Source organism: Streptomyces sp. NPDC060194, assembly GCF_042728285.1.
Lineage (GTDB): Bacteria > Actinomycetota > Actinomycetes > Streptomycetales > Streptomycetaceae > Streptomyces.
Genome location: NZ_JBHWZH010000027.1, coordinates 1 through 12816, shown reverse-complemented (window position 1 = coordinate 12816; position 12816 = coordinate 1). Strand labels below are relative to the sequence as shown.

Below are 12816 nucleotides of genomic sequence, written 5' to 3'. Positions count from 1 at the left end.
CCCTGTCCGCCGTCGAGCCCCGCACCCGACCACCGGGCCGAGGGCGGGTCGGGCGGGGGTGCCCCCGCAGCGACGAAGGAGCGAGGAGGTGCGCCCGGCCGGCGCGCCCGCCCCCGCGACCGACGGCTGTCGCCCCCGCCCCGCAGGGGGCACGGGCTCAGCCCTGCTCTTCCGCCGCGCGGATCGCGTCGCGGTACTCGCGGGCCGCCGCGCGCAGCGCGGACTCCGGGTCGGCGCCGGACGCCTCCGCCGCGACGGCGAGGTTCAGCAGGTCGTGGCCGACGCCCTCGCCGGAGGGCACCGCGGAGATGCCGGCCGCACGCGCCCGGGAGGCGAGCTTCGCGGCGAGGGCGAGGGCGGGTTGGGCGAGGGGGACGCCGTCGGTGACGGAGGCGCGCTGCTTCTCGACCGCCTTGGTGCGCGCCCAGTGCGCCTTGACCTCCTCGGGCGTGGAGGCGGTCTCGTCGCCGAAGACGTGCGGGTGGCGGTGGACGAGCTTGGCGACGATGCCGCCGGCGACGTCGTCGATGCCGAAGGGCTCGTCGGCGTCCTCCTCGGCGATCCGCGCGTGGAAGACGACCTGGAGCAGCACGTCGCCGAGCTCCTCGCGCAGCTCCGTCCGGTCGCCGGCCTCGATCGCCTCGACGAGCTCGTACGCCTCCTCGATGCCGTACTTGGCGAGCCCGAGGTGGGTCTGCCGCGAGGACCACGCGCACTCGCGGCGGATGCGGTCCATGACGGCGACCAGGTCGAGCAGGCGCGCGCCGGGCAGGTCGTACGCGCCGGGGAGGAGTTCCAGGGACGGCATCGCGACCCGGCCCGAGCCGGCCATCCGGGCGAGCCCGTCGGTCAGCGGCCCGTCCTCGTCGGGGGCGAGGACGACGACGGTGCGCCCGCCGTCGCACGCCGCGACCAGCTCCTCCGCGTCGAGCGCGACCGTGTCGACGGCGACCCCCGCCTCCCGCAGGTAGGGCAGCTGCGGATGGCGGGGGTCGGCGCACACGACACGGTCGGCGGACCGCAGGACGGACCAGGCGGGCCAGGACAGCAGCCCGGGGGCGACCCGGTGGCTGCAGCTGAGGAGGACGATGCGACCGGTGGAGGAGTTCACCCCCGCACGGTAGGCGATCGCCCCCCGCCGCGGCCTCACCGGCCGGCGGGGCCCGGGGGTCCCCCTAGCCGGCCGCCGGCTCCTCCGGCTGTCCCGCCCGCTCGGCCGCCGACCTCGTGTCGCGGACCCACTCCGGGGAGGCGACGCCCATGCCGCTGGTCTTCGCGTCCCAGGTGCCGTAGCGCGGGTTGACGTCGACGCCCAGCTCGCGCGCAGTCTCGCCGAGCGCGTTCCAGTACAGCTCCTGGTTCTGGCCGGTGGCGACGTCGACCCCGAGCTTCTCGGCGAGCTTCTGCGCGAGGAGCTGGGTGCGGATGGACTCGTCGATCCGCGACGGGACCACGCCGAACTGCTGCAGCCAGGCCGCCTCCATCGCCTCCGCCCCCTGCGCCTGCTCCTCCGCGCGGGCCCGCAGCGTCCGGACCTCCTTGCGGGAGACGTCGACGTCCTCCTTCGCGGCGGTCGCCTGCAGCACCTGCGTGAAGATCATGTCCTGGAGGGTGTTGCGGGTGAACTTGCCCGCCTCGGCGACGACCGGCGACTTCGGGTCGCTGTCGGCCGTCTGCGCCTCGCGCACCTCGTTCACCCGCCCCTGCAGCTGCGCGACGGTGATCCGCTGGTCGCCGACGACCGCGGCGGCCCCCGGATGCGCCTCCGAGCCGCACGCGGCGAGCAGCGGCGCGAGGACCGCGGTGGTCAGGGCGAGCGCGGTGCGACGACGGCGGTGCAAGGGGGGCCTCCCGGCGTTCTCGTGCGGGCGTGCGGTGATCGATGCTATGAGCTGGTCGATCTCTCGGCCACCGGTTCGACCACACTGTTTCCCGCTGGGGTCACGACCGGTTCCAACGACCGCCGCCGCCCCGGGGGCACGCGCACGCGCCCTACTGCACCCGCCCGAGCCAGTGCAGCGTCCGCCGGATCTCCGCCACCAGCTGGTCCGCGCCGCCCAGTTGGCGCTCGGCGTCGTACAGGAGCCGCGACAGCGTGTCGTGTCCGCCGGCCCGGTCGCCGAGCGCGAGCAGCAGGTGCCCGATGCGGTGCCGCACCTCCAGCGGGGTGCGCGGGTCGCCGCCCGCGTACCGGTTCTCGAAGTACGGCAGCAGCGCCCGGTACTCGGCCAGCGCCGCCTGCGGCTCGGCGAGTTGCTCCAGGCACTGCGCCGCGTCGTGCCGGAACCGCAGCGCCGCCGGGTCGCCGGGGCCGGACTCGGCGGCGTGCTCGGCCGCCAGCCGCCGCAGCTCGGGCAGGGCGCGCCGGTACTGGCCGTCGTCCATGAGCGTCGCCGCGTACTGCTTGCGCAGGGCGCGTACGACGCGCGAGTTCTCGCCGTGCTGCGCGGCGGCGACGGGCAGCACCGAGCCGAGCACGTCGACGGCCTGGGTGATGCGGCCCTCGCCGAGCAGCCGCTTGACCTCGTCGACGGCGTCGGCGACGTACCCGTTGCGCCCGGGGGCGCTGCTCGCGGGGCCCCAGTGGCCGGCGGAGGGACCGCCGCCCGTCGGCGGGGCGACCGGCGGCTTCGGCGGCGTCGGCGGGCTGCTGGCGATCCCGGCCCGGTCCGGCCAGGGGGCGTGGGGGCGCAGGAACGGGCGGGTGGGGTCGAGCTGGCCGCGGCCGCGGGGCGCGCCGGAGCGGCGGGCGAGGTCGGGCAGCGCGTCGAGCAGCGGGACGAGCGCCTCGTAGACCTCCTGCGCGCTGCCGGGGCGGTCCTGCGGGTCCTTGGAGAGCAGCCGCAGGACGAGCGCCTCCAGCTCCGGCGGGGTCTCCGGCCGCAACTGCCTGACGGGCAGAGGGGGCTCGTAGAGGTGGCGGTGGAGGATGCCGAGGACGGTGGTGCCGCCGAACGGGACCTCGCCGCTGAGGAGTTCGTGGAGCAGCACGCCGAGCGCGTACAGGTCGGTGTACGGGCCGACGACGCCGCCCATGGCCTGCTCGGGCGCCATGTAGGCCGGGGTGCCGATCGGGGTGCCGGTGTGGGTGAGGCGGGTGGTGTCGCTGTCCATGACGGACGCGACGCCGAGGTCGAGCACGGCGAGCGTCCCGTCGGGGCGGACCATCACGTTCCGCGGCTTGAGGTCGCGGTGCACGATCGGCACCGCGTGCACCGCGGAGAGCACCGCGCACAGCTGGGCTGCGACGGCGACGGCCCAGGGCCACGGGTAGGGCGCGTTCTCGGCGAGGTGGTCGGCGAGGTCGGAGCCCTCGACGTAGCCCATGACGAGGTACAGGTCGCTCTCGTCGCTGCCCGCGTCGTGCACGGTGACCAGGCCAGGGTGGTCGACCTGCGCGGTGACGCGGCACTCGCGCACGAAGCGGCGGCGCAGGTCCTCGGCCTCGTTGCCGGCGACCTTGTCGGGGCGGAGCAGCTTGACGGCGACCCGGCGGTCCAGGCGCTGGTCGTAGCCCGTCCAGACCTGGCCCATGCCGCCCTGGCCGATGAGCGAGGAGAGTTCGTAGCGCTCGGCGACGACGCGGCGGGCCGTCACCGCGGGGAGTCCCCGGGGCCCGTGCGCGGGTCGCGGGGCGGTGTGCCGTAGGAGCCCCCGCCGCCGCTGTCGTCGCCGCGCAACAGGTCGCTCAGCTCGTCGAGTTCGGCGCGCACCTGGTCGATGCGCTGGTGGCCGCCGCCCTGCGCGTGCGCGGGCGGGCGGGGGGCGGTGTACGGCGGTCGGTCGGTGGGCGCCGGCGTCTGCTGCTGCGGGTAGCCGTAGGAGGCGGGGCGCTGCTGGGGGGCGACGGGGCGGGTTGGGCCCTGGGTGTAGGGCGGCTGGGACTGCGGGTAGGGCGCGGGCTGCGGGTGGGTCGCGTACGGCGGGTGGGGGTGGGGGTACCGGGGGTCCCGCCCGCGGCGGATGTCGAACACCAGGAAGTGCACGGCGGCGGCGACCCCGGTCAGGATGAGCAGCCCCGCCGCGGCGTCGGTCCGCGGGTCGGTCTCCGGGAGCGAGCCGATGGTGGCGAAGAGGCCGATCACCAGGGCCACGCCTCCCCAGGCGAGGGCCCAGTCGTACCAGCGGCCGCGCAGGATGGCGACCCTGAAGAGGGTCACGGCGGACAGGAAGCCGCAGCTGAGAACGGAGATGAGCACGTAGGGCACGCGCTGCGTGTAGACGTTCGCCCGGCGCGCGGGCGGCGTGGTGCCGTACATGACTGCTCCTGAGGGACCTGATGGACCGTGCCCGATGGTGCACCGAGCTTATTACCGGACACCGACAACGTCCCCAAGGTTGTACGGAACCGGCGGCCTATTCGGTCACGTCACCGCCCTGGCCAGGGACGGTGGGACCGGTGGGCCGGGTGGTCCCCACCTCCACCGTCCCGTCCGCGAGCCCGTCGTACATCCCCTGCACCAGCCGTTCGCCGAGCCGCGCGGTCAGCCGCAGGGCGTCCTCGAACGCGGCGAGGTCGCGGAACCGGGCCCCGTAGCGGGCCTGTTCGGCCGGGGCGAGGCGCGGGAGCTGCAGCCGGCGGACGTCGAGCCGGGTGGCGGTGGAGGCGTAGCTGCTGGCCTGGCGGTGGTTGGCGGTGCCGCGCAGGAAGCCGGCGACGAACCACGGGTCGAGCGCGGCCGGGTCGGGCCGCAGCAGGGTGAGCCCGCGGCCGAGCGCCGCGCCCGAGGTGGCCCCGTCGACGACGCGGGTGACGGAGCCGCCGCCGAGCACCGGGACGACCACGTCGCCGATCTCCAGGACCACCGGCTCGTCGCCGTCCTCCTGGGGGTTGCCGGAGGGCGGGGAGCCGGAGAGCACGTCGTGCTCGGTGAGGACGGGGCCCGCGGCCGGGGCGCCGCCGGTGCGGATCACCAGCGCGCCGGAGCGGGCGAGTTCGCCGACGGTGGTGAGCGGGCGGCGGGCGGGCGGCGCGGAGCGGGCGGGCGGCGGGGTGAGGCGCAGGGTGTCGCGCAGGCCGCCGGTGAGCCGGTCGCGGACCTCGGTGAGGGCCTCGGCGCCGCCGCCGGCCGCGGGGGGCGGGAGGTGGCGGGCGGGGGCGAGGTCGACGTCGTCGTCGAGCAGCTCGATGACGGGGACGGAGCGGCTGATGCCGGGGCGCTCGTCGGCCCGCCCGTCGCGCGCGAAGGGGCGCCAGGCGTCGAGGACGGCGGCCCGGACGGTCGCCCAGTCGGCCCGGGCGCCCTCCGCGCGGGCCTCGGCCCGGCTCTCCTGGCGGCCGCCGGCGGCGTCGAGCTCGTCGCCCGCGGTGTCGACGAGCAGCAGTTCCGGGGCGGCGGGCTGGTCGGCATCGGGCCGGGCGAGCACCCACAGGTGGAGCGGGACGCCGTTGGGCGGGGCGACGCCGGCGGGCAGCGCGATCACCGCCCGCAGCGCGCCCCGCCGCAGCAGGTCGGCGCGGATGCGGCGGCCGGAGCGGCGGGAGGCGGCGGCGGGCGGCATCAGGAGGACGGCGGTGCCGCCGGGCCGCAGCCGGGCCAGGGCGTGCTGCACCCAGGCGAGCTCCGACTCGGTGCGGGCGGGGAAGCCGTACTCCCAGCGGGGGTCGTACGCCAGCTCGTCGTGGCCCCAGTCGCGCTCGTTGAACGGGGGGTGGCAGAGCACGGCGTCGGCGGTGAGCCGGGGGAAGGCGTCGGCGCGCAGGACGTCGCCGGCGCGGACGGCGACCCGGGTGCCGTCGGCCGCGCCGAGCGCGAGGCGGAGCGCGGTGACGGAGGCGAGGGCGGGGTCGACGTCCTGGGCGTACAGGGCGGTGGGGCGGCGGACGGCGCGCAGGAGGCCGCCGGTGCCGGCGGCGGGGTCGAGGACGGTGCGGGGGGCCGCGTCCCCGGGGCCGGCGTCCTCGGCGGCGGTCCCGGCGAGGGCGGCCATCAGCTCGGCCGGTCCGGGCGGGGTCAGCGTGTACTGGCGGGGGTTCGCGTCGAGGTGGCGGCCGAGCAGCAGCTCGTACGTCTCGTGCGGGCCGAGTCCGGCGGCGAGCTCGGTGGCGGCGCGCACGAGCGGGACGGAGGCGCCGATGCCGTCGGTGTTCACAGCGTGGTGTGAACCGAGGCGTGCGACGAGGACCTCCTCGACGGCGAGCGGCAGCATGCGGCCGAGGCGGTCGTCGGGGACTTTCGCCAGCTCGGCCCAGACCGTGGGCCGGTCGCGGGCGAGGAGGAGGGCGGAGCCGGCGTGCGAGAGCGCGGCTGCGGGGCCGGCCGGGTGGTCGGCGATCTGCTGCGAGACGCGCTCCCGCAGCGGCACCTCGGCGAGTTTTCCCTGCTCACGGAGCCAGCGCTCGACGTCGGTGAGCGCGAAGGCGGGGCTGGCCTCGGTGCCGCCGACCGGCTTGGGGAAGTCCGCGTGCCGGCGCCGCCAGTTGCTCACTGCGGCGCGGCCGACCCCGGCCAGGCGGGCGATCCCGGCGGCGGTCACCTCGCTCGTGCGATCGGGCACTGGGCGGCTCCCCTCGTGTCGTGGTGCGGCGCGTACCGGCGAGCATACCGACCGACCGCGCCGCACAGGTTCACAGGACGAATCGATGTCCACTCGAAATGCTGATTGACTCGGTTCACAGCACGTGATTGAGTTGACGCATCGCAACAGCACGGCGCGAGGGGGGAGTCCTCCGCGTCTCGGGAGGGGATCCGCATGTCGCACGCCACGCCACACCCGCAGCAGCACCCGCAGTACCCGCCGTTCCAGCAGCCCCCCGCCCCCGCGGCGCGCAACGGGCTCGGCGTCGCCGCCCTGGTCCTCGGGATCATCGGCGTGCTCTCCGGACTGATCCCGATCCTGTTCGCCCTGGCCGGCCTCCTCGGCCTGCTCGCACTGATCTTCGGCCTGGTCGGCCGCAGCCGCGCCAAGCGGGGCCAGTCGACGAACGGCGGGGTGGCGCTGACCGGCACGGTCCTGGGCGTGGCCTCGCTGGCCCTGGCCGTCTTCGGCGCCTACACGACCTTCAAGGCGGTCGACGACGTCGTCGACGAGCTCAACAAGGCGGGCTCGGAGATCTCGGCGAGCGCGGAGAAGGACGCCGGGGCGTCCGGCAAGGACAAGGCCGACAAGGACGCGGCCGCCGCCGAGGGCACGGAGGAGAAGCCGACGGGCGAGGCCCTGGAGGCGGGCGACGCCGTGGTCTACGACGACGACCTCACGGTCACCGTCACCGACCCCACCGAGTACACCCCGAGCGAGTACGCCGCCGGCCACACCAAGGGCAACCAGGCCTACAAGGTCACGGTCGTCATAGAGAACGCCGGCAAGGAGAAGTTCGACGCGTCCCTGGTCACCGCCGAGGCCCGCGCGGGCGAGGACGGCGTGGAGGCCGAGGCGATCTTCGACGACAAGGTCGGCGAGATGTTCAGCGGCACGATCCTGCCCGGCAAGAAGGTCACCGTGCAGCTCGCCTTCGACGCCCCCGCCGACGCGAAGAACCTCACCGTCGAGGTCACTCCCGGCTTCGACTACGACGCCACCGTCTGGGACATCAAGGTCTGAACCCGCCCGCGGGGGACGGCACCGGGAGGGGACCGCCGGAGGGGGGCGGCCCCCTCCCGGCGCGTCCCCGTTCGGCCGGCATCTCGGATTCGGCCCGGTCGCGGTCCTCGGGCACTCCCTCGGCGGGGTGAATGCCTACCAGTACGCCGCCCGTCACCCCGGGCGCGTCTCCGCGCTGGTCGTCGAGGACATCGGCGCGGTCGTGGACTGCGACTGGTCGTTCACCCTGCGGCTGCCCGTCCGGGCCGCCTCGCGCGAGGAGTTGGCGGCGGCGCTCGGGGGCGCGGCGCCGTACCTGGAGTGCGCCGTCCGCCGGACCGCGGACGGCTGGGGGTTCTCCTTCGACGCCGCGCACACGGTCGCCTCGCAGCAGGCGCTCAACGGCGACCACCGACAGGACTGGGCGGCCGTGCGCTGCCCCACGCTCCTCGTCCGGGGCATCCGCAGCGACGAGCTGACGGCCGCGCACGCCCGTGAGATGACCGCCCTGCGGGCCGGCGCGACGACCCTCGTCGAGCTGCCCGCCGGCCACGTCGTGCACCACGACGCACCGGCAGCGTTCACCGAGGCCGTCGCGGCCTTCCTGTCCGCCCCGGACCGTCAGCCGCCCCCGCACTGACGGAGCATCGCGGACTTGTCGGGGGAGGTCACCGGCATCTCGTAGTCGAGGGCGACCTGCGCGAAGCGGACCGCGTACGCGCAGCGGATCGCCTTGTTCGGGGGGAGCCAGGCGGCGGGGCCGGAGTCGCGCTTGGCGGAGTTGGTGCGGCCGTCGACCGGGAGCAGGTTGAGGGTGTCGTTGGCGAGCATCCGGCGCTTGGTCTCCGGCCAGCGGGCGGCGCCCATCTGCCAGGCGTAGGAGAGCGGCACCATGTGGTCGATCTGCACCTCCATGGCGTCCCGCTTGCGGAAGTCGATCACCTTGCCGGTGTACGGGTCGTTGAGCGTCATCGACACCACCACGCAGTCCGACCCCTTGCGGAACTCGACCTTCGTGCCGTCCCGGCGCAGCAGGTCGTTGCGGGTGTCGCAGCCGTTGCGCGCGAACGGCACCCCGTCCGCGGTGTCCAGCCACGCCGAGCCGAACTCGTCGCGCTCGTAACCGGTCCGGGGCCCCCGGCCCTTGGTCGTCACCCGCTCGATGACCTTGCGCGCCTCCGCCCGGTCGGCGTCCGAGGACAGCGGCGCGAGACCCGGCTTCGTCCCCTCCGGGTTCTCCAGCGGACTCACCGACCGCCCGTCCGAGGCCGCGGGATCCCCGCCCGACACCCCGCTCGGCCCCGCCCCAGCCTCCTCGATGGCCTCACAACCCGTCAGGGACACCGCGGCTGCGAGGCACAGGGCCGTCACGTACCGCGCACGTATCGCGTAAGAGCGCTTCATGCCGGTGAGGCTAGCCCCGGATCCGATCGCTACACCTGCCGCGGAGCGGCGGGCGCGGTCGGCGCGTGCGCCTGCCTGTCCGCCCGCCCGTCCGGCGTGGAGCTTCCACCGCGCCGGACGGGGGGCGCGCCCCGGACCGCCGCGGCCTACGAGCCCAGGATCGTCGTCAGGAACTCGCCCGTCCACGACAGGAGTTCACGGCCGACGACCGGCTTGCCGCCGATCTTCCCCGTGGTGGGGCGCGGCACCAGGATCTGCTTGGTCGCCGGCTTCATGATCGTGCGGGGGTGGAGGCGCTTGAGGCGCATCTCCTGGGACTCGCGCAGGTCGACGGGGCCGAAGCGGACGTTGGGGCCCTGGAGGACGATCTCGCCGACGCCGCACGCGCGGGCGAGCATGCGCAGGCCGGCGACCAGGAGGAGGTTCTCGACCGGCTCGGGCAGCTTGCCGTAGCGGTCGGTGAGCTCCTCGCGGACGGCCTTGATGTCGGCCTCCGTGGTCGCCGAGGCGATCGCGCGGTAGGCCTGCAGGCGCAGCCGCTCGCCGGGCGCGTAGTCGTGCGGGACGTGTGCGTCGACCGGCAGCTCGATCTTCACCTCCAGCGGCGGCTCGTCCTCCGCGCCGCCGCCCTCCAGCTGGGCCCGGTAGTCGGCGACGGCCTCGCCGACCATCCGCACGTACAGGTCGAAGCCGACCCCGGCGATGTGCCCGGACTGCTCGCCGCCGAGCAGGTTGCCCGCGCCGCGGATCTCCAGGTCCTTCATCGCCACGTACATGCCCGCGCCCATCTCGGTGTGCTGGGCGATCGTCGCGAGCCGCTCGTGCGCGGTCTCGGTCAGCGGCTTCTCCGGCGGGTACAGGAAGTAGGCGTAGCCCCGCTCGCGGCCGCGCCCGACCCGGCCGCGCAGCTGGTGCAGCTGCGAGAGGCCGAAGTTGTCGCCGCGCTCGACGATCAGGGTGTTGGCGTTGGAGATGTCGATGCCGGACTCCACGATCGTCGTGGAGACGAGCACGTCGAACTTCTTCTCCCAGAAGTCCACCACCACCTGCTCCAGCGCCTGCTCGGACATCTGCCCGTGCGCCGTCGCGATCCGCGCCTCCGGCACGATCTCGCGCAGCTTGGCGGCCGCCCGGTCGATCGACTCGACCCGGTTGTGGATGTAAAAGACCTGGCCCTCGCGCAGGAGTTCGCGCCGGATCGCCGCTCCGATCTGCTTCGTCTCGTAGGGGCCGACGAAGGTCAGGACGGGGTGGCGCTCCTCGGGCGGGGTGGTGATCGTCGACATCTCGCGGATGCCGGTGACCGCCATCTCCAGGGTGCGCGGGATCGGCGTCGCGGACATCGTCAGGACGTCCACGTTCGCGCGCAGCTTCTTCAGCTGCTCCTTGTGCTCGACGCCGAACCGCTGCTCCTCGTCGACGATGACGAGCCCGAGGTCCTTGAACTTCGTCTCCTGCGAGAACAGCCGGTGGGTGCCGATGACGATGTCGACCGACCCCTCCCGCAGCCCCTCCAGGGTCGCCTTCGACTCCGTCTCCGACTGGAACCGGCTCAGCGCCCGCACGCTCACGGGGAACTGCGCGTACCGCTCGGAGAACGTCCCGAAGTGCTGCTGCACGAGCAGCGTGGTCGGCACGAGGACGGCGACCTGCTTGCCGTCCTGCACCGCCTTGAACGCGGCCCGCACCGCGATCTCCGTCTTGCCGTAGCCGACGTCGCCGCAGATCAGCCGGTCCATGGGGACGGACTTCTCCATGTCCTCCTTGACCTCGGCGATCGTGGAGAGCTGGTCGGGCGTCTCCACGTACGGGAAGGCGTCCTCCAGCTCGCGCTGCCAGGGGGTGTCGGGGCCGAAGGTGTGGCCGGGGGCGGCCATCCGCGCGGAGTACAGCTTGATCAGGTCGGCGGCGATCTCCTTGACCGCCTTCTTCGCGCGCGCCTTCGTCTTCGTCCAGTCGGCGCCGCCGAGCCGGTGCAGGGTGGGCGCCTCGCCGCCGACGTACTTGGTGACCTGCTCCAGCTGGTCGGTCGGGATGTACAGCCGGTCCCCGGGCTGGCCGCGCTTGGCCGGCGCGTACTCCACGAGGAGGTACTCGCGGGTCGCGCCCTGGACGGTGCGCTGCACCATCTCGATGTACCGGCCGACGCCGTGCTGCTCGTGGACGATGTAGTCGCCGACCTCCAGGGTCAGCGGGTCGATCGTCTTGCGGCGGCGGGCCGGCATCCGCCCGCCCTCCTTGCCGGCTGCGCGCTGGCCCGTGAGGTCGGTCTCGGTGAGGACGGCGAGCTTGAGGTGCGGGTCGACGAAGCCGTGGTCGAGCGTCCCGCAGGAGACGTGGACGAGCGCGGGGGCGATCTCGCCGAGGTCGCGGTCGAAGCGGGCGGCGACGCCCTCGCCGGAGAGCACCTCGACGAACCGGGACGCCGTCCCCTGGCCCTCCGTGACGTAGACGGTGCGCCAGTCGTCGGCCAGCCAGCCCTTGGTGTCGGCGAGCGCGCGGGCGGTGTCGCCGCGGTAGGTCTCGGGGGCGTGCATGCCGAGCTTGAGGGTGTCGGCGCCGAGGCCGTCGATCAGCTCGTCGTCGGCGGACGCGGCGAACGGGGAGACCGACCACCACATCATGCCGAGGTCGCGGGCGTGGTCGCGGACGTCCGCCAGACCCCACAGGGAGGCCGCGCCGACGTCGATGGGGGCCTCGCCGCCGCCGGCGGTGGCCGCCCAGGACGCCTCCAGGAACTCGCGGCTGGTCGCCACGAGGTCGGTGGCGCGGGTGCGGACGCGCTCGGGGTCGCAGACGACCGTCATCGCGCCCTCGGGGAGCACGTCGAGCAGCAGCTCCATGTCGTCGACGAGGACCGGGGCGAGGGACTCCATGCCCTCGACCGCGATCCCCTCGGCGATCTTGTCGAGCAGCTCGGACAGCTCGGGGTGCGCCTGGGCGAGCGCGGCGGCCCGCTCGCGGACGTCGTCGGTGAGCAGCAGCTCGCGGCAGGGCGCGGCCCACAGGCCGTGCTCGGCGACCTCCAGGGAGCGCTGGTCGGCGACCTTGAAGTAGCGGATCTCCTCGACGTCGTCGCCCCAGAACTCCACCCGCAGGGGGTGCTCCTCGGTGGGCGGGAACACGTCCAGGATGCCGCCGCGGACGGCGAACTCGCCGCGCTTCTCCACCAGCTCGACGCGGGCGTACGCGGCGGCGGCCAGTCCGTCGACGACCTGGTTGAGGTCTGCGGTCTGCCCCGTGCGCAGGGCGACGGGCTCCAGGTCGCCCAGGCCCTTGACCTGCGGCTGGAGCACGGAGCGGATGGGGGCGACGATCACGCTGACCGGGCCGGCCGTCGGGTCGTCCAGCGACGGGTGGGTGAGGCGGCGCAGCACCGCGAGGCGGCGGCCGACGGTGTCGGAGCGGGGGGAGAGGCGCTCGTGCGGGAGGGTCTCCCAGGAGGGGAACTCGGCGATGCCGTCCGGGGGGAGCAGGCAGCGGAGGGTGGCCGCGAGGTCCTCGGCCTCGCGGCCGGTGGCGGTCACGGCGAGGACCGTGCGGCCCGTGCGCTGCGCCAGGGTGGCGATGGCCAGGGGGCGGGCGGCGGGGGGGCCGATGAGGTCCACGTGCATCCGGTTGCCGTCGCCGGCGGCCTTCACCGCTTCGGTGAGGGACGGGTCGTGGTGTACGGCGTCCAGCAGACCGTGCAGGCTCATGGAGCGGCGGCTTTCTGTCCGGGGGCAACGCGGAGCGCCCGACGCGGGTTCCGGGCCGGGGGTCCTCCAGCTTACGACCCCCGGCGGGTCACCGCCCCGCGCTCACCCCGTACGCGGGGGCCTCCGCCCCCGCACCCCCGTGTCGGGCTGCGCCCTCCGGCCTCGAGCGCCGGCCGGGCTGAACGTTCCTGCC

The 12816-nt window shown here is 74.9% G+C and carries 8 protein-coding genes and 1 pseudogene; 2 read left to right on the top strand and 7 right to left on the bottom strand.

All coding sequences use genetic code 11. From position 1 onward, the window contains the following. Positions 1-157 precede the first annotated feature (157 nt). From ACFWEG_RS08760 to ACFWEG_RS08740, 5 genes are all read right to left on the bottom strand, one after another. On the bottom strand, positions 158-1111 hold the full coding sequence (locus ACFWEG_RS08760; protein WP_387210872.1) for a nucleoside triphosphate pyrophosphohydrolase: 954 nt from the start codon (positions 1109-1111) through the stop codon (positions 158-160). A gap of 64 nt (positions 1112-1175) precedes the next feature. Then, positions 1176-1841: a SurA N-terminal domain-containing protein gene (locus tag ACFWEG_RS08755; RefSeq protein ID WP_387210869.1), complete on the bottom strand. Its 666-nt coding sequence runs from the start codon at positions 1839-1841 to the stop codon at positions 1176-1178. A gap of 151 nt (positions 1842-1992) precedes the next feature. Next, a complete protein-coding gene (locus ACFWEG_RS08750) occupies positions 1993-3597 on the bottom strand; it encodes a protein kinase (protein ID WP_387210866.1) in 1605 nt (534 codons plus the stop codon). After that, complete coding sequence (locus ACFWEG_RS08745; protein ID WP_387210863.1) at positions 3594-4259, bottom strand: hypothetical protein; 666 nt, start codon at positions 4257-4259, stop codon at positions 3594-3596. Before ACFWEG_RS08745 ends, ACFWEG_RS08750 begins: the two co-directional genes overlap by 4 nt. Positions 4260-4356: 97 nt before the next feature. After that, the gene (locus ACFWEG_RS08740) at positions 4357-6498 is read right to left on the bottom strand and encodes an N-6 DNA methylase (RefSeq protein ID WP_387210860.1); all 2142 of its coding nucleotides are present in this window, start codon (positions 6496-6498) and stop codon (positions 4357-4359) included. A 195-nt stretch (positions 6499-6693) separates the two neighbouring features. Here ACFWEG_RS08740 and ACFWEG_RS08735 point away from each other — a divergent pair, with 195 nt between their 5' ends. After that, the gene (locus ACFWEG_RS08735; RefSeq protein WP_387210857.1) at positions 6694-7542 is read left to right on the top strand and encodes a DUF4190 domain-containing protein; all 849 of its coding nucleotides are present in this window, start codon (positions 6694-6696) and stop codon (positions 7540-7542) included. Between the two features lie 88 nt (positions 7543-7630). Next, positions 7631-8161, top strand: a pseudogene (locus tag ACFWEG_RS08730) (alpha/beta fold hydrolase); the annotation flags it as partial. Here ACFWEG_RS08730 and ACFWEG_RS08725 read toward each other — a convergent pair. Both ACFWEG_RS08725 and mfd read right to left on the bottom strand, forming a co-directional pair. Next, entirely contained in the window at positions 8143-8925 is a 783-nt protein-coding gene (locus tag ACFWEG_RS08725; protein WP_387210854.1) for an HNH endonuclease family protein, read from the bottom strand. The pseudogene ACFWEG_RS08730 and the gene ACFWEG_RS08725 overlap by 19 nt on opposite strands. 146 nt (positions 8926-9071) lie before the next feature. After that, positions 9072-12623 carry a transcription-repair coupling factor gene (gene mfd / locus ACFWEG_RS08720; protein ID WP_387210851.1) on the bottom strand — a complete coding sequence of 1184 codons (3552 nt, stop codon included), beginning with the start codon at positions 12621-12623 and terminating at the stop codon, positions 9072-9074. Positions 12624-12816: the final 193 nt, after the last annotated feature.

What these genes read in the sequence shown, in the direction of transcription:
- ACFWEG_RS08745 (WP_387210863.1), bottom strand. Translation starts at nt 4,259, where the DNA reads ATGTACGGCACCACGCCGCCCGCGCGCCGGGCGAACGTCTACACGCAG.
- ACFWEG_RS08725 (WP_387210854.1), bottom strand. Translation starts at nt 8,925, where the DNA reads ATGAAGCGCTCTTACGCGATACGTGCGCGGTACGTGACGGCCCTGTGC.
- mfd (WP_387210851.1), bottom strand. Translation starts at nt 12,623, where the DNA reads ATGAGCCTGCACGGTCTGCTGGACGCCGTACACCACGACCCGTCCCTC.
- ACFWEG_RS08735 (WP_387210857.1), top strand. Translation starts at nt 6,694, where the DNA reads ATGTCGCACGCCACGCCACACCCGCAGCAGCACCCGCAGTACCCGCCG.